This window comes from Thermostichus sp. OS-CIW-20, assembly GCF_054061455.1.
In genome coordinates this window covers 176,303-197,986 of sequence record NZ_JBSSEF010000002.1, presented here as the reverse complement: position 1 = coordinate 197,986, position 21,684 = coordinate 176,303, and the positions used below count along the sequence as shown (strand labels likewise).

Annotated in this window: 18 protein-coding genes and 1 tRNA gene; 9 read left to right on the top strand and 10 right to left on the bottom strand. The window is 60.8% G+C overall.

Annotation, left to right across the window (positions count from 1 at the left end; all coding sequences use genetic code 11):
• Nucleotides 1-357 precede the first annotated feature (357 nt).
• From bchL to ACVWXC_RS01805, 3 genes are all read left to right on the top strand, one after another.
• Nucleotides 358-1,194 (top strand): ferredoxin:protochlorophyllide reductase (ATP-dependent) iron-sulfur ATP-binding protein, encoded by an 837-nt coding sequence (gene bchL, locus ACVWXC_RS01815; RefSeq protein ID WP_041439195.1) that lies wholly within the window; start codon nucleotides 358-360, stop codon nucleotides 1,192-1,194.
• A gap of 158 nt (nucleotides 1,195-1,352) precedes the next feature.
• The gene (locus ACVWXC_RS01810; RefSeq protein ID WP_011431182.1) at nucleotides 1,353-2,330 is read left to right on the top strand and encodes a protochlorophyllide reductase; all 978 of its coding nucleotides are present in this window, start codon (nucleotides 1,353-1,355) and stop codon (nucleotides 2,328-2,330) included.
• A 29-nt stretch (nucleotides 2,331-2,359) separates the two neighbouring features.
• Nucleotides 2,360-3,760, top strand: coding sequence for a ferredoxin:protochlorophyllide reductase (ATP-dependent) subunit N (locus tag ACVWXC_RS01805; protein ID WP_457390636.1), 1,401 nt, complete (start codon nucleotides 2,360-2,362; stop codon nucleotides 3,758-3,760).
• Here ACVWXC_RS01805 and ACVWXC_RS01800 read toward each other — a convergent pair.
• The 4 genes from ACVWXC_RS01800 to ACVWXC_RS01785 form a co-directional block, all read right to left on the bottom strand.
• Nucleotides 3,757-3,993 (bottom strand): hypothetical protein, encoded by a 237-nt coding sequence (locus ACVWXC_RS01800; RefSeq protein ID WP_011431184.1) that lies wholly within the window; start codon nucleotides 3,991-3,993, stop codon nucleotides 3,757-3,759. The two genes, ACVWXC_RS01805 and ACVWXC_RS01800, sit on opposite strands and share 4 nt — an antisense overlap.
• A gap of 75 nt (nucleotides 3,994-4,068) precedes the next feature.
• The gene (hemL, locus tag ACVWXC_RS01795; RefSeq protein ID WP_011431185.1) at nucleotides 4,069-5,379 is read right to left on the bottom strand and encodes a glutamate-1-semialdehyde 2,1-aminomutase; all 1,311 of its coding nucleotides are present in this window, start codon (nucleotides 5,377-5,379) and stop codon (nucleotides 4,069-4,071) included.
• 78 nt (nucleotides 5,380-5,457) lie between these two features.
• Nucleotides 5,458-6,696 (bottom strand): (E)-4-hydroxy-3-methylbut-2-enyl-diphosphate synthase, encoded by a 1,239-nt coding sequence (gene ispG / locus ACVWXC_RS01790; protein WP_011431186.1) that lies wholly within the window; start codon nucleotides 6,694-6,696, stop codon nucleotides 5,458-5,460.
• Between the two features lie 725 nt (nucleotides 6,697-7,421).
• Nucleotides 7,422-7,937: a bifunctional nuclease family protein gene (locus tag ACVWXC_RS01785; protein WP_041438544.1), complete on the bottom strand. Its 516-nt coding sequence runs from the start codon at nucleotides 7,935-7,937 to the stop codon at nucleotides 7,422-7,424.
• 65 nt (nucleotides 7,938-8,002) lie between these two features.
• Between ACVWXC_RS01785 and ACVWXC_RS01780 the strand changes: the two genes are divergently transcribed.
• The gene (locus tag ACVWXC_RS01780) at nucleotides 8,003-8,833 is read left to right on the top strand and encodes a cobalt-precorrin-6A reductase (RefSeq protein ID WP_414389581.1); all 831 of its coding nucleotides are present in this window, start codon (nucleotides 8,003-8,005) and stop codon (nucleotides 8,831-8,833) included.
• On the opposite strand, the gene ACVWXC_RS01775 is transcribed toward ACVWXC_RS01780, so the two are convergent.
• A complete protein-coding gene (locus tag ACVWXC_RS01775) occupies nucleotides 8,791-9,147 on the bottom strand; it encodes a single-stranded DNA-binding protein (protein WP_457390639.1) in 357 nt (118 codons plus the stop codon). The two genes, ACVWXC_RS01780 and ACVWXC_RS01775, sit on opposite strands and share 43 nt — an antisense overlap.
• A 368-nt stretch (nucleotides 9,148-9,515) precedes the next feature.
• Here ACVWXC_RS01775 and ACVWXC_RS01770 point away from each other — a divergent pair, with 368 nt between their 5' ends.
• Nucleotides 9,516-11,666 (top strand): NAD(P)H-quinone oxidoreductase subunit 5, encoded by a 2,151-nt coding sequence (locus ACVWXC_RS01770; RefSeq protein WP_099812848.1) that lies wholly within the window; start codon nucleotides 9,516-9,518, stop codon nucleotides 11,664-11,666.
• Nucleotides 11,667-12,158: 492 nt separating this feature from the next.
• Here ACVWXC_RS01770 and ACVWXC_RS01765 read toward each other — a convergent pair whose 3' ends face one another.
• Entirely contained in the window at nucleotides 12,159-12,938 is a 780-nt protein-coding gene (locus ACVWXC_RS01765) for a response regulator transcription factor (RefSeq protein ID WP_457390641.1), read from the bottom strand.
• A 97-nt stretch (nucleotides 12,939-13,035) separates the two neighbouring features.
• Here ACVWXC_RS01765 and fni point away from each other — a divergent pair, with 97 nt between their 5' ends.
• Nucleotides 13,036-14,112 carry a type 2 isopentenyl-diphosphate Delta-isomerase gene (fni, locus tag ACVWXC_RS01760; protein ID WP_041438548.1) on the top strand — a complete coding sequence of 359 codons (1,077 nt, stop codon included), beginning with the start codon at nucleotides 13,036-13,038 and terminating at the stop codon, nucleotides 14,110-14,112.
• Between the two features lie 260 nt (nucleotides 14,113-14,372).
• Here fni and ACVWXC_RS01755 read toward each other — a convergent pair whose 3' ends face one another.
• The 3 genes from ACVWXC_RS01755 to ACVWXC_RS01745 all read right to left on the bottom strand — a co-directional run bounded on the left by ACVWXC_RS01755 (nucleotide 14,373) and on the right by ACVWXC_RS01745 (nucleotide 17,171).
• On the bottom strand, nucleotides 14,373-15,986 hold the full coding sequence (locus ACVWXC_RS01755) for a DUF6930 domain-containing protein (protein WP_011431195.1): 1,614 nt from the start codon (nucleotides 15,984-15,986) through the stop codon (nucleotides 14,373-14,375).
• Between the two features lie 137 nt (nucleotides 15,987-16,123).
• Nucleotides 16,124-16,196: transfer RNA gene (locus tag ACVWXC_RS01750), tRNA-Thr, on the bottom strand.
• A gap of 162 nt (nucleotides 16,197-16,358) precedes the next feature.
• A complete protein-coding gene (locus ACVWXC_RS01745) occupies nucleotides 16,359-17,171 on the bottom strand; it encodes a TPM domain-containing protein (protein ID WP_041438552.1) in 813 nt (270 codons plus the stop codon).
• Between the two features lie 252 nt (nucleotides 17,172-17,423).
• Here ACVWXC_RS01745 and ACVWXC_RS01740 point away from each other — a divergent pair, with 252 nt between their 5' ends.
• Complete coding sequence (locus ACVWXC_RS01740) at nucleotides 17,424-19,280, top strand: S8 family serine peptidase (protein ID WP_011431199.1); 1,857 nt, start codon at nucleotides 17,424-17,426, stop codon at nucleotides 19,278-19,280.
• On the top strand, nucleotides 19,280-19,501 hold the full coding sequence (locus tag ACVWXC_RS01735; protein WP_011431200.1) for a hypothetical protein: 222 nt from the start codon (nucleotides 19,280-19,282) through the stop codon (nucleotides 19,499-19,501). Before ACVWXC_RS01740 ends, ACVWXC_RS01735 begins: the two co-directional genes overlap by 1 nt.
• A gap of 101 nt (nucleotides 19,502-19,602) precedes the next feature.
• Here ACVWXC_RS01735 and ACVWXC_RS01730 read toward each other — a convergent pair whose 3' ends face one another.
• Nucleotides 19,603-19,962, bottom strand: coding sequence for a pentapeptide repeat-containing protein (locus ACVWXC_RS01730; RefSeq protein ID WP_011431201.1), 360 nt, complete (start codon nucleotides 19,960-19,962; stop codon nucleotides 19,603-19,605).
• 477 nt (nucleotides 19,963-20,439) lie between these two features.
• Between ACVWXC_RS01730 and ACVWXC_RS01725 the strand changes: the two genes are divergently transcribed.
• Complete coding sequence (locus tag ACVWXC_RS01725) at nucleotides 20,440-21,552, top strand: ATP-dependent 6-phosphofructokinase (protein ID WP_099812844.1); 1,113 nt, start codon at nucleotides 20,440-20,442, stop codon at nucleotides 21,550-21,552.
• Nucleotides 21,553-21,684 lie beyond the last annotated feature (132 nt).

Genomic DNA, 21,684 nt, shown 5'->3' with positions numbered 1-21,684 from the left:
CGTCAGCGTCGCGTAGCGACAACGGAAACGGACAGAATGCTATCGCTTCACCGCTGAGCAGTAATGCTCAGCAGTGTTCAGCGTAAATGTATCAGGACGTTTGTCGTCAGCGCTCGTCAGAGGCGAGGAGAGAGGCATCATTTGCTTTTGATCTACTTTTATACAAAAACAAAAAACAAAAGCTGATAAACAGCTAAAATCTAGCTCTAAAAATCTTTTGGACGGAATTTTGTCTGTCCAGCGATTTAGGAAACTCCTTTAACCTGTTTTAGACTTCCCTTAACTCTTCTTAACACTTCTCAGGAGGTGGATGGGCTGCCGATAATGGCCTTTGCCAGGCTTGTGGAGGAACGTGCTGTGAAGTTGGCAGTTTACGGAAAGGGTGGGATCGGCAAGTCCACCACCAGTTGCAACCTCTCGGTGGCTTTGGCCAAGCGGGGCAAAAAGGTTCTGCAGATCGGCTGTGATCCCAAGCACGACAGCACCTTCACCCTGACCGGCTTTTTGATCCCCACCATCATCGACACTCTGGAGGCCAAGGGCTACCACTACGAAGACATCTACCCGGAGGACGTGATCTACCGCGGCTATGGCGGCGTAGATTGCGTCGAGGCGGGCGGTCCACCGGCGGGGGCCGGCTGTGGCGGCTATGTGGTGGGGGAGACCGTCAAACTCCTGAAGGAGCTAAATGCTTTCGATGAATACGACGTCATTCTCTTCGACGTGCTGGGGGACGTGGTGTGCGGCGGCTTTGCTGCCCCCCTCAACTACGCCGACTACTGCGTGATCGTGACCGACAACGGCTTTGACGCCCTCTTTGCCGCCAATCGCATTGCCGCCTCGGTGCGGGAGAAGGCCAAAACCCGCAAGCTGCGGCTGGCCGGGTTGATCGGCAATCGCACCAGCAAGCGGGATCTCATCGACCAATACGTCTCGGCAGTGCCCATGCCCGTGCTCGAGGTGTTGCCACTGGTCGAGGACATTCGCATCTCGCGGGTGAAGGGCAAAACCCTCTTCGAGATGGCAGAGACGGATCCCAGCCTGGAGCCCGTCTGTCAGTACTACCTGAACATCGCCGACGAGCTGCTGGCCCGCCCGGAGGGGATCGTGCCCCGGCCTGCCGAGGATCGGGAGCTGTTTGCCCTGCTTTCGGACTTTTACAAAACCCCCGTGCGGGAGCCGGCGCTGGTGTAAGGGATCCCAAGCCTGCCAGCTTGCCGGTGTGTCTAAAAGTGAAGCAATTGTTTCGAAAAACCGTCGCAAACCTTATCAATTCGTTGTCTGGCCCGCTTTCCACTCCAAGATGGATTGTGCAGGAAATCCCTCTTGAGGACATGGCAGAGGAGTTGGATATGCAAGCACAAGCGCAACCCACCGTGGTGATTACCGGAGCTTCTTCCGGCGTCGGCCTGTATGCGGCTTTGGCTTTGGCCAAGCGGGGCTGGCACGTGGTGATGGCCTGTCGGGATCTGGACAAAGGCCGGCGGATGGCCCAGCAGGTGGGGATCCCCCAGGGCAGCTACACCTTGATGCCGATCGATCTGGCCAGCCTGGCCAGTGTGCGGCAATTTGTCGAGCAATTTCGCCAGTCGGGCCGCTCTCTGGATGCCCTGGTGTGCAACGCCGCCATCTACATGCCCTTGCTCAAGCAGCCCCTGCGCAGCCCGGAGGGCTATGAGCTGACCATGGCCACCAACCACCTGGGGCACTTCTTGCTCTGCCATTTGATGCTGGAGGATCTGAAGCGCTCCACTTACCCGGATCGGCGGCTGGTGATCTTGGGCACCGTCACCCACAACCCCAAGGAGCTGGGGGGCAAGATCCCGCCCCAACCCCACCTGGGGGATCTGCGGGGTTTTGCCCAGGGTTTCAAGGAGCCGATCAGCATGGCCGATGGCGGCAAGTTCGATCCCGTCAAGGCCTACAAAGACAGCAAAGTCTGCAACATCCTCACCATGCGGGAGCTGCACCGCCGCTTCCACGAGAGCACCGGCATCACCTTCCTCTCCCTCTACCCCGGCTGCGTGGCGGAAACAGGCCTCTTCCGCCATCACTATCCCCTGTTCCAAAAGCTCTTCCCCTGGTTTCAAAAAAACATCACCGGTGGCTATGTCTCCCAGGAGCTGGCCGGCGAGCGGGTGGCCCAGGTGGTGGCGGATCCCGAGTTTCGCCAGTCAGGGTTCTACTGGAGCTGGGGCAACCGGCAACGCAAGAATGCCAAGCCCTTTAACCAAGAAGTCTCGGACGAAGCAGGGGACGAGGCCAAGGCCAAGCTGCTCTGGGATCTGAGCGAAAAATTGGTGGGCGTGCCCCAGTTGGTCGCCCTCTAGCTTGACAAACCCTTTTCTAGGAGCCGACGATGACTGCTGCTGTGGATACTTCCAATACCCTCCACTTTCAATGCGAGACCGGCAACTACCACACCTTCTGCCCGATTAGTTGCGTGGCCTGGCTCTACCCCAAAATCGAAGACAGCTTCTTTTTGGTGATCGGCACCAAAACCTGTGGCTACTTTTTGCAAAATGCCATGGGGGTGATGATCTTCGCCGAGCCGCGCTATGCCATGGCCGAGCTGGAAGAGGGAGATATCAGCGCCAAGCTCAACGACTACGAGGAGCTGAAGCGGCTGTGCCTGCAAATCCAGCGGGATCGCAACCCCAGCGTCATCGTCTGGATCGGCACCTGCACCACCGAGATCATCAAAATGGATCTGGAGGGCCTGGCACAGAAGCTAGAGGCCGAGATCGGGATCCCGATTGTGGTGGCGCGGGCCAACGGCCTCGACTACGCTTTTACCCAGGGGGAAGACACGGTGTTGGCTTCCATGGCCCAGCGCTGCCCGGAGCAGGTGCAGGAAGAGGAGCGGGAGACGCGGGGCGGCCTGCAGGCCCTTTTCTACGGGCTGCGCTCCGGCAAAAAGAAAGAGGAAGAGGGCTTCCACCCCCACCCGCCGCTGGTCATCTTCGGCTCCGTGCCGGATCCGGTGGTTACCCAACTCACTCTGGAGCTGAAAAAATACGGGATCCGCGTCTCCGGCTGGCTGCCGGCCAAGCGCTACGGGGAGCTGCCGGCCATCGAGCCGGGCACCCATGTGGTGGGGGTGAATCCTTTCCTCAGCCGCACCGCCACCACGCTGGTGCGCCGCAAAAAGGCCAAGCTCATCCCTGCTCCTTTTCCCATCGGGCCAGATGGCACCCGCGCCTGGATCGAAGCCATTGCCCGCGAGCTGGGGATCCCGACTCCAGGCCTGGCAGAGCGGGAAGCGGAAGTGTGGCGCCACCCCCAAGTTCAAGAGTACCTGGGCCTGCTGCGGGGCAAGAGCGTCTTCTTCATGGGGGATAACCTGCTGGAGGTCTGCCTGGCCCGCTTCCTGGTGCGCTGCGGCATGACGGTGCAGGAAATCGGGATCCCTTACCTCGACAAGCGCTACCAAGCCGCCGAGCTGGCCCTCTTGGAGCGCACCTGCGAGGAGATGGGGGTGCCCAAGCCCACCCTGGTGGAGAAGCCGGATAACTACCACCAACTGCAGCGCATCAAAGCCCTGCAGCCGGATCTGGTGATCACGGGCATGGCCCACGCCAACCCCCTCGAGGCCCGCGGCATCACCACCAAATGGTCGGTGGAGTTTACCTTTGCCCCGATCCACGGCTTCGGCAACACCCAGGCGCTGCTGGAGTTGGTCACCCGCCCGCTGCGGCGCAACGCCGCCCTCAAAGGCTTGGGCTGGGAACAGTTGGTACGCGAAGAAGCTTCTGTCTAGCCCTCTGGCTCCTCGTTGTCGAAGAGCAAGCCGTCCAGGTGATCCGGAAGTTGCTGCCGGTCGATCCAGACCATGCCCGCCAAAATCGCCTCGGCCTCATTTTGGAAGTAGCCGTAGGCTTTGGCAGCAGGCTCCACTGAGCCATCCTGACGTAGCCGCTGGCAGCAAAAGATAAACCCCTTGTCGGTAGTTTGGGTGGTGATGCGCCAGTTGCGGTGGATGTGCTCGGCCATGGTCGGGGATCCCAATGCAGCAAGGGAGCTCCCTCACCCCCAACCCCTCTCTCAAGGGGAGAGGGGAGAAAAACCCTAGAGCGTGCGCAGCACCTCTCGCGCTGCCTCTAGGGTTCTCTCCACATCGGCCTCGGTGTGGGCCAGGGAAGTGAAGCCGGCCTCAAATTGCGAGGGCGCCAGATACACCCCCCGCTCCAGCATGCCGCGGTGGAAGCGGGCAAACTTCTGCAAATCCGAGCGCTTGGCCTCCTCGTAGTTGCGCACCGGGCCGGCGGTGAAGAAAAAGCCGAACATGCCGGGCAAATAGCCCCCGCACATCTCATGACCGGTCTCTTGTGCAATCTGCAGCAGCCCCGTCGCCAACTGCTCGGTAATCCGCTCCAGATACTCATAGGTACCGGGTCGGCGCAAGATGTCCAGAGTGTGGATCCCGGCCGTCATGGCCAGGGGGTTGCCGGAGAGGGTGCCCGCCTGGTACATGGGCCCCGCCGGCGCCACCATCTCCATAATCTCCCGCCGACCGCCGTAGGCCCCCACCGGCAGGCCGCCGCCGATCACCTTGCCCAGGGTGGTCAAATCGGGGATGACGCCAAACTTGGCCTGCACGCCGCCGTAGCTGATGCGAAAGCCGGTCATCACCTCGTCAAACACCAGCAGGGCGCCATACTTTTGCGTCAGCTCCCGCAAACCCTCCAAAAAGCCCGGCTGCGGCGGAATGAAGCCGGCATTGCCCACCACCGGCTCCAGGATCACGCCGGCAATGGAGTCGGGATACTGCTCAAACAGAGCCTTGACTGCCTCTAGGTCGTTGTAGGGGGCGGTCAGCGTGGCACTGGTGGCAGCCTTGGGCACCCCCGGCGAATCTGGCAGGCCCAGCGTGGCTACCCCCGAGCCGGCCTTGACCAAAAACATGTCCGCATGGCCGTGGTAGCAGCCCTCGAACTTGATCACCTTTTCCCGCCCGGTGTAGGCCCGCATCAGGCGCAGCGCCGCCATGCAGGCTTCGGTGCCGGAGTTGACAAAGCGCACCATCTCCACGCTGGGCACCGCCTCGATCACCCGCTCGGCCAGCTCGTTTTCCAAAACGCAAGGGGCGCCAAAGCTGGTGCCTTTCTCCAGGGCCCGCCGCAACGCCTCGATCACCTCGGGGTGGGCGTGGCCGACAATCGCCGGCCCCCAACTGCCGATGTAGTCGATGTACTGGTTGCCATCCACATCCCAGGCGTAGGCGCCGGCAACGCGGTCGAAGACGACGGGATCCCCGCCCACCGACTTAAAGGCACGCACCGGAGAGCTGACGCCCCCCGGCATAAGCTGCTGCGCCCGTGCAAAGATCTGCCTGGAGCGGCTGGTGTTAAACGAGCGAGTGGGGAGAGTGCTGGTCATACTGGGAGCTGTTCAACGCATCTTCTAGGCTAGCAGGCAAGGAGACCTGCTGGTGGACTGCTGCCCTCTCTTTTGGTTTTAGTTACTTGGGCTTCCTTCTGGGGGATCCACCCACCGCCCATCGGCTTTGATGAGCTCGATCAGCGCCTGGACGCCCTCCGACTCGGGCACCTTCTTCACCTCCTCCTTTCCGCGGTAGAGGGAGATGTAGCCGGGGGTTTTCCCCACATAGCCGTAGTCGGCGTCGGCCATTTCCCCCGGCCCGTTGACGATGCAGCCCATGACGGCAATGTCGAGGCCCACCAGGTGCTGGGTTGCGGCCCGCACCTTCTGCAGTACTTCCTCCAAGTTGAAGAGGGTGCGGCCACAGGAGGGGCAGGCCACATATTCCACCATGGTTTTGCGCAGGTTGAGGGCCTGCAAGATGCCGTAGGCCACCGGGATCTCTTTTTCCGGGGCTTCGGTTAGGGAAACCCGAATGGTGTCACCGATCCCCTCGGCCAGAAGCGTCCCGATCCCCACTGCCGATTTGATGCGGCCATATTCTCCATCGCCGGCCTCGGTCACCCCCAAGTGGAAGGGGTAGTTCAGGCCCAAGGCATCGAAGCGGCGGGCCGCCAGCCGGTAGGCCGCCAACATCACCTGCGGACGGGAAGCTTTGAAGGAGAGAACTACGTTGTGGAAGTCTTGCTCGGCGCAAATCTCGGCATATTCTAGGGCCGACTCCACCATGCCCTCTGGAGTGTCTCCATACATGAAGAGCATGCGCTCGGCCAGGGATCCGTGGTTGACGCCGATGCGCAGGGCTTTGTTCTGAGCTTTGAGGGTCTGCACCAGGGGGGTGAAGGTTTCGCGGATCTTATTGCGGATGGCCTCCAGTTCGGCTTGGGTGTACTCGGTGCGACCGGGCTGCGGCTTTTCCAGGACGAACAGACCCGGGTTGATGCGCACCTTGTCCACGTATTGGGCGACCTCCAGGGCGATCTTGATGCCGTTGTGGTGGACATCGGCCACCAGCGGCACCGGCTTGTAGGTTTGGATCAGCTTGCTCCGAATCGCCTCCATCGCCTTGGCATGGGCCATGCTGGGAACGGTAACCCGCACGATCTCCGAGCCCGCCTCGTGCAGACGACGGATGGCCGCCACCGCCGCATCGATGTCGAGAGTGTCTTCGTTGATCATGGACTGCACCACCACCGGGTGCTGGCTGCCGATCAACACGTTGCCTACGGCTACGGTGCGGGTAGGACGACGGGGGTAGACCGGTTCTGGGTAGGGCTGCTGAGAGGGCGCGTTGGGCCGATCTAGAGTCTGCATGGCTTGCTAAAAAAGGGCTGCTCTAGCTTGATTGTAGGCCGAAATGCCAGCAAGACCGAGGATCTCCCCGCTTGGCCCACAGCTCCGACCCCCCGGCTTTGGCTAAAAAGCGCGGCACAGGTCTAGGGGTAGAAGGCGCAAACGAGCTGACTTCTCGGACAAATGGCGCAATAAAGAAAAGTCAAGCCAATCAACTGCCCCAGGGGAGCAGGATCACTCTCGATGAAGCCGTCCTAGCCGCACAAGCCGCACAATTTGCTAGAAACTAGGGTGTCGGTACTCCCTTTGTCAAGCTGGGCAAACTCCCCTGCCATTCTTGCCAGGGGGACGGTGGCTTTGAAGCAAGCCCGCCTGCCTTGGACGGCAACAGGGTGTCAAAGCAAAACACCCTGAGTTCCAAGATGAGCCGTATGCACCTGGGAGCTCTAGAGGGAGAGAGAGCAATCCCCGGTTAGCGGTATAACCTCGGTCTCAAAGGTTTCTAGAGAAATCCCTCCGCACGAGCAGGCAGCGTTTTGGCTAGGGCCGATAAGCAGGAATTAAAATGCTCCCCTTGGGCTGGCGCGAGGGCGTCCTTTGCGGCCAAGTCTGAGGTGGAGGCAAGCCGCCCCTGAAAACGGCACTCAAGGGCCTAGGGGAACTGTCTACAGGGAAAGAGGCAACTGCCGGCGCTGAGGGTGCTCTTGGAGCCGCTCAGCATCTGTCCTAGCGGAGAAGACAGGGCTTCAGCCATCCGATTCCGTGGGCTGATCCCTGAGGAGGTGGCTGCGAATAAAGTCTTTGGGCGTCACGCTTTCCACAAACTTATGGAAGGCCTCCCGCTCTGCCTCGTCGGCATCTTGGTTCATCGGGATCGAAGCTTCCGCAATCACCTCTTCTACGGTCCAGATGGGGGCATGGGCCCGCAAGGCAAGGGCAATGGCATCGCTGGGGCGGCAGTCGATCTCCTGCTTTTTATCGCCGCAGACTGTAACAAGCACTGCATAGAAGGTGTTGTCCAGCAGCGCGTGGATGATAACCCGCTCCAGCTTGATCCCCCAAGCTTTCCAGGAGTTCAGAATAAGGTCGTGGGTCATGGGGCGGAGGGGCTTTTGGTCGTCCAGCGCCTGCAGAATGGCGTTGGCCTCCGCTCTTCCTACCCAGATGGGTAGGGCACGCCGCTCATGGGTATCGCGCAAGATGACAATGGGAGCCTGGTTGACAGCGTCGACCGCGATCCCAGCCACATGCATCTCGATCATGAGCACTCGCCTCCAGCCTTCAGACCTCGATCGTATCCACTGGTAGCAAACTTTGGCAACACAGCATGGGCTCGGTTCGTACATCACTTGAAGTAGCCCTCATCGGTGGCACCAGCGAAAGCCGCAGCTTGGCCCACGTCCTCAGCCATGAGGGGATCCCTTGGATAGCCACCGTCACCACCGAGGGCGGAAGAAGGCTGTATCGGGATCTGCCCGGCCAGGTGGTGGTGACGCGATTTTCGCCGCCATCTTTGGCACAATTCCTACAGGAACACGGGATCCGCGTGCTGGTAGATGCTTCCCATCCCTTCGCCCAGGAGATCTCGCAACTGGCCATGCAGGTGACCGCCCAACTGGGGATCCCCTACCTGCGCTACGAGCGCCCCCCGGTGGCGTTGGATCCCTGGGTACAGGTGGCGCCGGACTGGCAGGCGGTGCTCACGGATGGCGTACTGGCGGGGCGGCGGGTGCTGCTGACGGTGGGGGTGAAGGCATTGCCCCTGTTTGGGCCCTGGCAGGATCGCTGCCAACTGTGGGCGCGGGTGCTGCCGGAGTCGGTTCCCCAAGCGGTGCAAGCCGGGATCCCTGCCGAGCGGGTGATCGGAATGCGCCTGCCCCTCAGCTTTGAGCAGGAACTGCGGCTTTGGCAGAGTCTAGATCCTCAGGTAGTCATCAGCAAGGAGTCTGGAGAAGCGGGTGGGCTGGCCGTCAAGCAGGCAGTGGCCAAAACCCTGGGGATCCCGCTGTGGGTCATCCGGCGGCCACCCTTGCGCTATCCCTGGTGCAGCCAGGATTTGACAGCGGTGGTGCAGGAGTGCAAGCGCCGACTGGCCGGAGCTCACGCTCAAACAAATCAAAACGGCTCCTTGGCGGGCAGGTCAGCCTCCCGGTCTTGACGGGATCCCAGGAGTTCGAGGCGATCTACGGCAATGACGGGTCTTTGGCGATCCTCACCGGTGGATTTGTCTTTCCAGCGATCGAACTTGAGGCTGCCGGTTACCCCAATGAGGCTGCCCTTGTGTACATATTCTCCGGCCACCTCGGCGGTGCGCCCCCACAGCTCTAGGTTGAACCAATCGGGCTTGTCTTCGCCTTTGCGGAAGCGGTTCACCGCCAAGCTAAAGGTACACACCACCCTGCCCGACTCAAAGTAGCGCACCTCCGGATCCATGCCGGCTCGCCCCACCAAGGTCACCAAGTTCAGGCTCATGGGCTTTTCTCCAGACAGTCTGCAGCTTTCAGCCTTTAGTTGTAGCGCTTGCAAGGGATCCCTGTCATCTTGGCAACGACAGTCTCAGCCGATCCCGTCAGCGGGCCGTAGGCCTTGCGGATCTGAGCTGGGGGAGAGTCTTCAGGATATCTCCCGATTCTCCTGCGGGGATCTCGGTTGATCGGGAAGAAGAATCTTTGCTCTCATGGACTGGGTGGTTGCAGGGGGGGCGCTGATCGTGTTGCAAAGATTTACAATATAGCTCCAGAGCACCTGCCGGCCTAGGCCCCTGATCCCGACAGACAAATTGCCACCGGCCAGCAAGAAGGGCTCATCACTGCAAGAGGACGCATTCAGCACCAGTTCCTATGGAATTCATCTACGCATACGCCTGGTTGATCCCCGTTTATCCGTTGGTGGCGGCTTTTTTACTCGGCTTGGGCATTTTGCTGTTCAATGCCTGGACAAGGGCCAACCGCTCTCTGGCCGCCTTCTTGAGCGTGTTCGCGACGGGAACGGCGATGGTTCACGCCTTTGCCCTCTTGGCCGGCCAAGTGCAGGGCCATGAGACCGTTCTCAAAACCCTCACCTGGGCTCAGGCGGGCTCCTTCTCCCTGGACATGGGCTTTGTGGTGGATCACTTGAGCGCCATGATGCTGGTGGTGGTAACCACGGTGGCCTTTCTGGTGCAGATCTACTCCGACGGCTACATGGCCCACGACCCTGGCTATGTGCGTTTCTACGCCTACCTGAGCCTGTTTGCCTCCTCGATGCTGGGCCTGGTGGTCAGCCCCAACCTGGTGCAAATCTATGTCTTCTGGGAGCTGGTGGGGATGTGCTCCTACCTGCTGATTGGCTTTTGGTACGAGCGGCAGGCAGCGGCGGAGGCAGCCCAGAAGGCGTTTGTCGTCAACCGGGTGGGGGACTTTGGGCTGTTGCTGGGCATTTTGGGCTTCTACTGGATTTCCGGCACGTTTGGGTTCGAGGAGCTGGCTCGCAATGTGGAGCAGATGGTGGCCAACGGCGCGGTGAGCAGCAGCTTGGTTGCCCTGTTTGCGGTGTTGGTGTTCTTGGGCCCGGTGGCCAAGTCGGCCCAGTTCCCGCTGCACGTGTGGCTGCCGGATGCCATGGAAGGCCCCACGCCCATTTCGGCCCTCATCCACGCAGCCACGATGGTGGCCGCCGGGGTGTTCCTGTTGGCGCGCATGTTCCCGCTGCTGGAAGGGATCCCACCAGTCATGGACCTCATCGCCTGGACAGGGGCGGGCACGGCCTTTTTGGGGGCCAGCATTGCCATCACCCAAAACGACATCAAAAAGGGCCTGGCCTACTCCACCATTTCCCAGCTGGGCTACATGGTCATGGCCATGGGATCCGGTGCCTATGGGGCAAGCTTGTTCCACCTGATGACCCACGCCTACTTCAAGGCGCTGCTCTTCTTGGGCTCTGGCTCTGTAATTCATGGCATGGAGGCGGTGGTGGGCCACGACCCGGTCTTGGCCCAGGACATGCGCCTGATGGGAGGGCTGCGCAAGTTCATGCCCGTTACGGCCTTCACGTTTTTGATCGGCACGCTGGCCATCTGTGGGATCCCGCCCTTTGCCGGCTTTTGGTCTAAAGATGAGATTTTGGCCGCGGTTTTTGAGCGCAACCCGGCCCTCTGGGGGGTGGGCTTCCTCACGGCGGGGATCACCGCCTTCTACATGTTCCGCATCTACTTCCTCACCTTTGAAGGGGAGTTTCGCGGCACCAACCTGAAGCTGCGGCAGGAGGTGGCCGTCAGCCAAGGCCGACCGGTGCCGGCTTTTGCCTACGCGTTTGCCGGGAAAGAGGCGGCCTATGGTCCCGGAGCCATGAACATTTACGAAAAGCCCCAGCCCAGCAGCCATCCCGAAGCTGGGGGAGAGGGACACGAAGGGCATGGCCACGCTGCCGAGCCGCATGAATCTCCGGCATCGATGACGATTCCGCTGGTGGCGCTGGCCGTTCCTTCCGTGCTGATCGGCTTGGTGGGCACTCCCTTTGCCAACTTCTTCGAGGCTTTCATCCATGCGCCTGGTGAGTCTGCAGCAGAAACTGGTTGGGCCCAGGTGGCCGCCGAGTGGCAAGCGGTGCTGGCCGGCCACTTCGATTGGGCAGAGTTTCTGATCATGGCGGGCAGCTCGGTGGGCATTGGGCTGATCGGCATTGCCCTGGCGGGTCTTATCTACTGGCAAAAACGTATTGATCCCAGCACCTTCCCCCAAAGTCTGCAACCCCTGTACTACTTCTCCCTCAACAAGTGGTACATTGACGACCTCTACGAGCGGGTCTTTGTGCGGGGCACCCGCTTTGTGGCGCGGGAGGCCTTGGAGGTGGACAGCCGCATTGTGGATGGGGTGGTCAACTTGACGGGCCTGGCGACCATGGTCGGCGGCGAAGTGATGAAATATCTGGAGAACGGCAAGGCGCAGTTTTACGCTTTGATCATCTTTGCGGCGGTGGTGGTGATGGTGGTGCTTTCTGGGGTTGGGGTCTAGCCCAGGAGCTCGGTTGCTGCTGATCAAGGTTTTGCCATCAGCAGTAAACTAACCGGCTCCGACCGCCCCCCTCAATCCCCTCGTATACGGGGGGCAGGGGGGCCGGGGGGCAAGTCTTCCAAGGCAATAGGACTGTTGGTTGCCTGCGCCCTACAAACAATCGCTTTGGAGAGGCAGTGATTCACCCAAGCCTGAGAGCGTCTCTCCCTGCCAGACAGCCGCTGAGCGACCGAAGTACACGCGCCCTTGTCATTCGACTCTCCGCACAACGCCGGAGCGCACCCTGCATTGCACAGTTTCTCGGATGCCACCCCGCCACTGTCCTCAACGACCTCAAGCGAGGGCAACAGCGTTGCTGCGATGGGCTTGCGGACGGCAAAGCACTTGGCGCTCCCCCAAAAGTTACCCCTGGGGTGAAGGCTTACCTTGTCACCCTGCCTGCCGAAAACTGCATCTAGGCAGCCACGCAACTGCAAGTGCATCTCTTCACACTCACCCGACACTTGAAGCAGCTCTACGGCGCCGCTGTTGAGGCCCAGATCCTGGGGCAGTTGCGCCAGCAGCTCGACTCGGCTGCTGCAAGGGAGGAGGCGGCTCTATGCCGAAGCTGTAGCCCACCTGGCGCACAGTGTGAATGAGGCGGGGTTGGTGCGGATCGCGCTCCAGTTTCTTGCGCAGGGAGAGGATGTGGGTATCGATGGTGCGGGGGTTGGCGGTGGAATCGGGCCAAGCCCGCTCCAGCAGCTCCTGCCGCGAGAGAGGATCCCCATCGGCCTGGATCAGCACCATCAGCAAGCTAAACTCCTGCGGGGTGAGGTCGATGCCTTGGCCGGCCAGGGTGACGCGCCGCTGCACCAGGTCGATTTTCAGATCCCCATACTGCAGGAAGGTGGGGGGAAGGCTGCGCCGCAGCCGACGGGTCAGGGCCTGAATGTGAGCATCCAGAAGGGGCAGACTAAGGGGCTTGGTGAGGTAGTCGTCTGCGCCTGCCTTCAGCCAAGCGATGATGTCGGCTTCCGCTCCCTGTTGGGAGAGGAGCAAGATCAACACATCGCAATGGCGATGCGCCCACCGGCATAGTTGGAGTCCGGCACGGCTGGACAGCTCCGCATCCAAAATTAAGAGGTGGACAGGCTGCTGTTGCAGCAGGGTTTTGGCTTGGGGAATGGTCTCCGCTTCCCAAACCCGGTGCCGTGCCTGTTGCAGATGCCAACCCAGCAAGCTGCGCAGATGAGGGTTGCCTTCTGCCAGCAAGATGTGCAAAGGTTGCATGGCTACTAGGTTGGATCCCGCCCTCATCATAGACAGCGGGCCACCTTCGGACAATGTTGTTCGCCCGCTACCGGTTGGACAGCCCTCTATCCAGACCATGGCCGATTCTCCATCCCCTATCTCCGAACGTAAGCAGGATCACCTGGACATTGTTTTGCGGCAGGACGTAAACGCCAGAGGGATCCGCACCGGATTTGAGCGGTTTTTCTTCGAGCACGTGGCGCTGCCGGAGCTGCTGCTGCCCGAGATCGATCTCAGTTGCCAGTTTCTGGGAAAACGCCTGCAGGCCCCTCTGCTGATTAGCAGCATGACCGGGGGGACAGACACTGCCCGGGAGCTAAACCTGTACCTGGCGGCTGCCGCTCAAGAGCTGGGCATTGCCATGGGGGTGGGATCCCAGCGGGCAGCTTTAGAACACCCGGAGCTGGCCCAGACTTACCAGGTGCGCCCAGTGGCTCCGGATATTCTGCTTTTGGCCAACCTGGGCGCTGTGCAGCTCAACTACGGCTATGGCCTGGAGCAGGCGCGACGGGCAGTGGAGATGATCGAGGCAGATGCGCTGATTTTGCACCTCAACCCGCTGCAGGAGGCGGTTCAGCCCCAGGGGGATCCCGACTGGCGCAACCTCTATCGCCGCATCGAGCAGTTGGTGAACCAGTTGCCGGTGCCGGTGCTGGTCAAGGAAGTGGGCAATGGCCTCAGCGCCCAAGTAGCCCGGCGGCTGGCCGAGTGTGGCGTGGCCGCCCTAGATGTGGCTGGGGCAGGGGGGACGAGCTGGAGCGAGGTGGAAGCCCATCGCCAGACCGATCCCCTCCAGAAACGCATTGCCCACAGCTTCCGGGACTGGGGGATCCCAACCGCCTTGGCCCTGCTGGAAATCCGCCGCTTCCTGCCCAACCTGCCCCTGGTGGCCAGCGGCGGCATCCGCACCGGCATCGATGCAGCCAAAGCCATCCGCTTAGGGGCCGATGTGGTCGGCATGGCCGCTCCCGCTCTCCACGCCGTCTCCCGAGGGCGGGCCCAGGCGGTGGTGGACAGCTTCCGAGCCGTGATCGAGGAGCTGAGGATCGCCGCTTTTTGCACCGGATCGGCCAACTTGGCGCAGCTACGGCAAGCGGCTTTGCGCTGGCAAGATACCTGGGATCCGCTGCCTCCTATCATGGAAAGGGGTTGAAATCAAATTCCCAACACCTGCCACAGGCTCACCTCCAACCCCAGGACGGCCGCCCCTGCCGCACTTGCTTGCAGCTCACAGGCTACGGCGTCGGGCCTCGGGGCGATAGTTCTCCGCAAGGAGACCCCCTCTTTCCCTGGCAAAAAAGTGCCTCTGGAAAGGCTTGGCAAAGGATATCTCCAGCCTCAGGCTTTGAAACGCCGTCTGCGAGGCCTGGGCGGTCTTGGGATCCCTTAGCTGGGGGCTGCCCCAGGAAGCCTTTAGGGAAAGTGCAACTGTCGGCTAATGCGCACCATAGGCCCCAGGCCCAATCGGGTCGGGTTGAGCGCCTGCATCTCAAACAGGGCCAGAATGTGGCGTACCTGCAGCTCTGGCCGGTTGGAATTTACCCCCATCGCCACCACCAGGCCACAATAGCCGCCCGTCTCGCGGCAACGCCGCTCCCAGCGCCTGCGAGCTTTGGCGTGCACGGGATCGTCCTCGGGAAACTCTGCAAACAGGTGCAGGTCGCGGTTGCCCGTTTGGACAATTTCCAAGTCGTAGCGGCTGCCGGCAAAGGGATCCACCCCTGTGTTAAAACAAACACCCTGGGGCCCCCCTTCGCCGCGCAGGTTTTCGATCAATTGCTTGGCCTTGGGGCGGGAGGTGCGCACGATCACCACCGGCAGCCCTTCACCCCTTGGCACCAGCTTACTCTGGGGGAGAGGATGCCATTGCCCTGTGCGGCGCAGCGCCTCTACGGTGGCCCAGGGCAGCACGCCCAGGCTAAGCTGCGCACCCTCAGGCACCAGATCATCTCGCAGCAGGGTTTGGGTGTGCTCTTCTTCGTCTCCTTCTAGCTCCAGAAGTTCTACAGCCAAGTCGGGCAAGGTGCGCACTTGCACCGAGAGGGTTTCCCCTGGGGCCTGGGGGTTGGGAATGCGATACCGCCCCTGACAGGGTTGGAAATCCTCTTCCAGCTTGCGGCGGTACTGCTTCAAAAAACGATGCAAGGCCTCCAAAGCCACCGCCACAGCCGCCGCCTCATCTTCCTGCAAAACAACGCGCAGGCCCTCGAGAGGGTGGATGGTGCCGAAGTTCGGCTCGATTTCTTCGGGATCCAGATCGGCCAAGTCCAGGTCTGATAGCTCGTTGAGTTCGGGATTGCGAGCTTGAAAGGTGAGATAGAGACAATCTTGCCTGAGGAAGGCTTCCTCCATCTCCTCGGAAGTCTCTGGTTGGCCCGCGTCCTGGCGAAACCGTTTGAGGGAGTGCAGCGAGCGATAAAAAAGAACCCCGTACTCCATCCCCAGCCGCCCCATGACCGAGACGTAGAGGGTTTCAATATCCCAGCGATTTAGCTCAATCGCCAAGATTTGGTGATCCTCTAGATAGTCCCAGGGGGCATCTTGCCAGAGGGTGAGGGCTTTGCCGGCCAGCAGCTTCGCGTAGTTCTCCGGCAGCGGCGGCGGGATCCCCTCACTGGCCTCTGCAAAGCTCTGCAGGATCTCGTCGATTAGCGGCAATTCCGGCTGGCATTCCACTTTGATGTCCAGCTCGTGCAAAATGCCGCGCAGGAAAAACTGCACCTCCCGATCCCGCACGACGACCTTTTGCGGACGAGCCGGCAAGGCAGCATTGGGCCGCTCCATAGCCATGATCAAGGTTCGCACCATCGGCTCCAAGCCGGAGCCAGCAGGCACCACCTCCATGGCCCGCACCACGCCCTGAACGCCATCCACCCATAAAATGCACTCCCCCTCAGCCAAGCCGGCGGAGATCTGGGATCCCAGGGCTAGCGAACCTGGTAGGCGGTGGCAATCCCCTTCCCATACCGAGGACACCTGGGGCAGCTTTTGCAATCGACGAACTGTAGCGGCTGGCAGACCCGACATAGACATCTAGAGCAAACAAAGGAACAAATTGGCAGATACCCTGCGCGGGGATCTGAGGGGGTGAGGATGAAGGATCCCCCTGAAGTCAATCTAACCAAACTGCCAGAGTCAAAGCTGAGTGACTGAGCCGCCTGCCAAGCTGATGGTCAGACTCGAACTGACGACCGCTCGATTACAAGTCGAGTGCTCTACCAACTGAGCTACATCAGCAATTTAGCTCTACCGATTCTAGCATTCTCTCTTGGGAAGTTGTCCCCCAGCCGCTGGCTTGCTTCGGGGGGCAAGAGGCGGGGGATGCTTTCTTGACCCAGAGGCCCACCCCCCTCCCAGAGGGAGAGGGGAAGGGAGCTTAGCCTCAACTTGGCAGGACAGCTACTGCTGCTCCGCTGCCGGTTGGGCAATGGGGGCCAAGTAGATCACCAAGGCTCCTGCGAGAAAGCCCAGGATGTTGCGCACCAGCGGGAGCCAATCCTGGGTGCGGGTGATCACCGGGCCGATGCCGAAGGCCCCAAACAAAATGAACCACAAGGGAGAGATAAGCAAAGCCCAACGCCAGTTAAACAGCTCCTCCGCGTGGCGGGGTTTGCCGGCAAACCCGAAGACGATCCCGCCCAAGATAGAGGTGAGCAGCGTCAGGATCCACTGCTCCTGCGGCAGTCCGGGCACCACACGGCAGCCCCCTTGGTGAAAACAGCGATCCAAAACGTCAACGGTTTCCAAAATGGCGCGCTGAGTGCCGTGCTCTCGCACGTAGAACTGGTTGCCGAAGCGAGATTGCAGCTCAATCCAAAAGGTACGCGGCAGGATCTCCCGCACCGCGTCTCCCACGTTAAAGGCCAGCAAGTTGCCTCCCCTGGGATCGGCCACCATCAAAACGCTGCGCTCGTTCAGGCCCCAGTACTCTTTCACTTGGCGGCCTGGGGTTTGGTCAAACTGGGTCAGCACCCGCAGCTTCCAGCCCGTTTCTTCCTCCAACCGGTTCAGATGCTCGGCCAGTTGTGCTTCCTGATTGCTGGTCAACTGATCCGCCAAATCCAAAACCGGCACCGGCGGCTGCGGCAACTCCATCTCCACCACTGGCAAAGCAGGCTGGGCCCAGAGCGGGGATCCCCCACCTAGCCAAATCCACAGCCCCAGGCAAAAGCTTGCCCCGACGCGCAGTATCCGTTGCCATCCGATGCTCATGCTGGTTCCTCTCTTGGCTGTGATGACGAGATACTGAGAACTGGTATTAAGAAGTATTTCAAGTTCTTACAGATCCATCATGCATCGGGACAAATCGTTTGGCCAGAGGGATCCCTTTTTCTGGGTTTTCTGAGTGGCCCCCGAAAAAGTTGGCAACAGGAACAGGCTCGTGACGCAGCGTGCTGATTTTCTGGTCAATTGCCCATCCAGAGGGCATACTGGTGGCAACAATTTTGGATCCCGAGGGCGTGCATGATGAACTTCAGACGCTGGTTGGGTCTCTGCTGCGCTGGCCTGATGGCACTGCTGCTGACGGCCTGCGGCAAGGGATCCACCCCCTACGACAGCATCGTGGTCAACTTTGTCAACACGGCCACTCCCACTGAGATCGCTGCTCTTGCCAAAGCCTACAATTTGCCGCTGCGACCCAGCAGCAACAGCGCTTTTGCCCGCCAGGAGGCTATCTACCTGTTCGATGTGGATGCGGAACATCCAGGAGCCACACGGCGGCTCATCAAACGGCTCTCGCGGGAAGCCCTGGTCGAGTATGCCCACCCCAATTACCAATTTCAGGCGGCTTTTGTGCCCGACGATCCCCTCTATCCCCAGCAATGGAACCTGCGAGCCATCCGCATGCCGGAAGCCTGGGACATTTCCCAGGGAGAAGGGGTGACGGTAGCCGTGGTGGACACCGGGGTGACGCGGGTGCCGGATCTGGCCCAAACGCAATTTGTGCAGGGCTACGACTTCGTGGACGACGATGAGGATCCCACCGACCTCAACGGCCATGGCACTCATGTGGCCGGCACCATCGCCCAATCCACCAACAACACCCTAGGCGTGGCCGGGGTTGCCTTCAAGGCCAAGATCATGCCGGTGCGGGTGCTGGATGCCAATGGTTTTGGATCCCTGTCAGACGTGGTGGAAGGGATCCGCTATGCTGCCGACCACGGCGCCACGATCATCAACCTCAGCCTGGGTAGCCGCGCTTCGGCCCGACTGATGGAGGAGGCCGTAGCCTATGCCCACAGCAAAGGGGTGACGATCATCGCCGCCGCCGGCAACGAAAACTCAAGCCAGGTGAGCTACCCGGCCCGCTACCCGCATGTCATCGCCGTCTCGGCCACCGGGCCCGATGGCAGCAAAGCCCCCTACTCCAACTATGGGGTTGGGGTAGATATCGCCGCTCCCGGCGGGGCCAAGACTCCCGAGCATCCTGAGCACGGCATTCTGCAGCAGACCATCAACCGACGCAACCCCAACGAGCCGGTCTTTGCCTACTTCCAAGGCACCAGCATGGCCACTCCCCACGTGGCCGGCGTAGCAGCGCTGATCCAGGCTCAGGGCATCAAAGATCCGGACAAGGTGGAAGAGGTGCTGAAGATGTCGGCCACCCCGGTGCCCGGCGACAAGCAGAACTTCTACGGCGCCGGTCGTCTGGATGCTGCCAAGGCGCTGGCCAGGGCCACCGGTCAGCAAGAGGAGAACCCCCTGCTGCTGTGGCTGAAGGACTTCCTGCAATACCTGAACAACAACGGCTACCTCAACCCTCGCTTCTGGTTTGACGGCGGCCCGATTGCCCTGGTGCCCAAGCTGCTGATGGTGGTGGGCGGCTACATCATCCTGGTGCTGATCCGCTGGTGGCTGGCTCCCAAGCCCATGCTGGCAACGGCGCCCCTCCTGGGAGGGATCCTGCTGGGCAGCGCCGGCCTCTTCCCGCTGCAGGGCCTGGCCATTGTGGGTGCCCCTCGCTGGCCCTTCCAATTGGCGGGGAGCTCCCTGCCGGAGCTGGGCACGGCCTTAGCCCAGACCAATGCCTTGAACCCCTTGTTTGCCAGCGTGTTGATCCCAGGGCTGTTGATGGTGCTGCTCCTGGGACATCGGCGCTGGCGTTGGGCGGTTGTCGGCCTCTCCATCGGCATGGCCTCCCATCTGCTTCTAGCTGGATCCCTGTTCTATGAGGGGGTACTATGGCTTGGATCCTCTGCTTGGCTGGGGCGCTCCTTCTTGCTTCTCAATGGTTTGCTCTGCCTGGGCCTGGCCTATTTGGGGGCGCAAGCCATCCTGGATTCCCAGCCCAGCAGCACCGGTTTAGCGCTGAGGAAGTGATGCAAGAATACAGCGGTACCATCGAGTTCCTGGATATCGAAGGGGGGGTGTGGGTGCTGACGCTCCCTTCCGGCCAGCACTACGCCCTCTTCCGCGCCCCCAAAGAGCTCTTACAAGAGGGGTTGGAAGTCACCATCCAGGGACAGCTCAAAGAAGATATGGTGACGGTGGCTCAGGTGGGGCCGGTCTTGGAGGTGAAGAGCTTCCGGACGCAGCCCTAGCTAACCCGATAAACAGCCTGGGATCCCCGCCTGGGGATCCCGATTTTTTTAGAGAGCTTGCTACGGCTGCAAGGCAGCACCCGCCTTGATTGAAAGCTTGACTAAAACTCGAACCGTTGCATCCCTGCCGTTACCGGATCGAAACCGGCGGGGAAGCAGGTGTTGTGGTTGTACTGGGCTCCGCTTAAATTGGCTCCCTCCAAACAGGCTCCCTCCAGGTCGGCATAGCGCAGATCGGCACAGCGCAAGTCGGCATTGGCCAGATTGCTGCCGCGCAGGTTGGCATAGCGCAGGTTGGCCCCATGCAAGTCAGACCCGCGCAGGTCGGCCCGGCGCAGATCGACCCCCCGCAAGAAGGCGTACTCCAGACAAGATTGGGGAAAGTGACGCTCTCCTTGCCGGTAACGGCTGAGCAGCTCTGAGGCCCCCCGCAGCCCACATTGGGCAATGGTTTGAGTCATAATGCTTCTCCCAACTCAGACCCGATCCTTATATCTCCATCATCTCTACCCTTATTGGCCTGAATGGGTTTTGATCAAAGTTGCTTAACAAATAATTTTGGTTTTTTGGCAAGTTGTTCCCCCCAAGTCTTGCCTACAGGATCTATCCTCAGAGATAGCGGAAACTGCTCCAAACTTAGCTTTGCCAAGCAATATTTCTTAATTCTTTGTTGTGAAGGATGCTGAACAATTGGTCTTGTCTGCGGAGCCGCTCGCCCACTGCAAACTCTGCTAGGCATCTTGGTCCCAAGGGCTGGACATAATCAATCCAGCCGTCGCCTTCCCTTCTCTGCGGTTGGTCAAGCGCCCCATGGCTACAGCTTGCTAGGGCCCAGGGCCCGCTGTAAGCCACTTGCAGGAGTAGAGTCTAGTCGGCTCGAAACTGCGGAGCGAAGAAGTTCTTAATTTTTTTGTTCAAACTGTTCATCCTAGAGCACCATGCCGAAACGGAAGCGAATTGGGATCCTCACCAGCGGTGGCGATTGTGGCGGCCTCAACGCCGTCATCCGGGCGGTGGTGCGGCGGGCCCGCGACTATGACATGGAGGTTTACGGCATCAAAAACGCGACCGCAGGTCTGATGGCGCGACCGGTGGAAGCGGAGCTGCTGGACGTGAAGCGGGTTTCGGGCATTTTGCGCTATGGCGGCACCATTCTGGGTACGGTGAACAGGGGCAACCCCTTCGCCTATCCCATGCCCGATGGCAGCTTGGTGGATCGCTCGGCAGAGGTGATCACGGGTTACCACCGGCTGGGGTTGGATGCGCTCATTGGGGTGGGGGGAGATGGCAGCCTGGCCATTCTCCGGCAGCTAGCTTTGCAGGGGGATTGGAACTTTGTCGGGATCCCTAAGACCATCGACAACGATGTCGGCGCCACCGAGTATTCCGTGGGATTCAATACGGCTCTGAGCGTGGCGGTGCAGGCTCTGGATCAGCTCACCTACACGGCCATCAGCCACAGCCGCGTCATGGTCATGGAGGTGATGGGGCGGGATGCCGGTCACATTGCCCTCAGCGCTGGCATCGCCGGGGGGGCGCATGTGATCCTGATCCCGGAGATCCCCTACAAGCTGGAAAACGTCTGCAAAAGAATCCTCGACCGCAAAGAGCGGGGCAACAATTTCAGCATTGTGGTGGTGGCGGAGGCTGTTCGCACCGAGTCGGGAGAGCCGGTGACCTACACCAACAGCCTGGGGCAGTCTCTCTACGGCGGTATTGGCTATTACATCGGCAACGAGATCGCGCTGCGCACCGGCATCGAGACGCGGGTGATGGTTTTGGGCCATCTGCAGCGGGGAGGCACCCCTTCTCCTTTGGATCGTCTGCTGGGGGCAGCTTTTGGGGTGGCGGCTGTGGACTTGATCGCCCAGGGCAAGTACGACCGCATGGTGGCCTGGCAAAATCGGCGCGTGGTGGATGTGCCCCTGGCAGAGGCCATCGCCCAGTACCGGCGGGTGGAGGTGGATGGGGCTTTGATCGCCACGGCTATCGGGCTGAATACCTATGTGGGCGAGGTGGATCCGCAGCTTTTGCGCAGGTTTTCCCCCTGATCAAGCTCTGCCACCACCGATTCACCCCAGTCAGGAGTCGGGCTCTTGTGCGGTCGAAAGGGCCTTGCCCTCCCATCGGCCGACAGAGCGGCAGAAGGTTCTGGAAGAACAGCGGGATCCCATGGCCCGGCG

Excerpts from the sequence above, each read along its gene's own strand:
- fni (WP_041438548.1), top strand. The coding sequence starts at position 13,036 with ATGGCCGATTCTCCATCCCCTATCTCCGAACGTAAGCAGGATCACCTG.
- ACVWXC_RS01770 (WP_099812848.1), top strand. The coding sequence starts at position 9,516 with ATGGAATTCATCTACGCATACGCCTGGTTGATCCCCGTTTATCCGTTG.
- ACVWXC_RS01735 (WP_011431200.1), top strand. The coding sequence starts at position 19,280 with ATGCAAGAATACAGCGGTACCATCGAGTTCCTGGATATCGAAGGGGGG.
- hemL (WP_011431185.1), bottom strand. The coding sequence starts at position 5,379 with ATGACCAGCACTCTCCCCACTCGCTCGTTTAACACCAGCCGCTCCAGG.
- ACVWXC_RS01805 (WP_457390636.1), top strand. The coding sequence starts at position 2,360 with ATGACTGCTGCTGTGGATACTTCCAATACCCTCCACTTTCAATGCGAG.
- ACVWXC_RS01740 (WP_011431199.1), top strand. The coding sequence starts at position 17,424 with ATGATGAACTTCAGACGCTGGTTGGGTCTCTGCTGCGCTGGCCTGATG.
- ACVWXC_RS01725 (WP_099812844.1), top strand. The coding sequence starts at position 20,440 with ATGCCGAAACGGAAGCGAATTGGGATCCTCACCAGCGGTGGCGATTGT.
- ACVWXC_RS01800 (WP_011431184.1), bottom strand. The coding sequence starts at position 3,993 with ATGGCCGAGCACATCCACCGCAACTGGCGCATCACCACCCAAACTACC.
- ACVWXC_RS01785 (WP_041438544.1), bottom strand. The coding sequence starts at position 7,937 with ATGATCGAGATGCATGTGGCTGGGATCGCGGTCGACGCTGTCAACCAG.
- ACVWXC_RS01780 (WP_414389581.1), top strand. The coding sequence starts at position 8,003 with ATGGGCTCGGTTCGTACATCACTTGAAGTAGCCCTCATCGGTGGCACC.
- ACVWXC_RS01765 (WP_457390641.1), bottom strand. The coding sequence starts at position 12,938 with ATGCAACCTTTGCACATCTTGCTGGCAGAAGGCAACCCTCATCTGCGC.
- ispG (WP_011431186.1), bottom strand. The coding sequence starts at position 6,696 with ATGCAGACTCTAGATCGGCCCAACGCGCCCTCTCAGCAGCCCTACCCA.
- ACVWXC_RS01755 (WP_011431195.1), bottom strand. The coding sequence starts at position 15,986 with ATGTCGGGTCTGCCAGCCGCTACAGTTCGTCGATTGCAAAAGCTGCCC.
- ACVWXC_RS01745 (WP_041438552.1), bottom strand. The coding sequence starts at position 17,171 with ATGAGCATCGGATGGCAACGGATACTGCGCGTCGGGGCAAGCTTTTGC.
- ACVWXC_RS01810 (WP_011431182.1), top strand. The coding sequence starts at position 1,353 with ATGCAAGCACAAGCGCAACCCACCGTGGTGATTACCGGAGCTTCTTCC.
- ACVWXC_RS01775 (WP_457390639.1), bottom strand. The coding sequence starts at position 9,147 with ATGAGCCTGAACTTGGTGACCTTGGTGGGGCGAGCCGGCATGGATCCG.
- ACVWXC_RS01730 (WP_011431201.1), bottom strand. The coding sequence starts at position 19,962 with ATGACTCAAACCATTGCCCAATGTGGGCTGCGGGGGGCCTCAGAGCTG.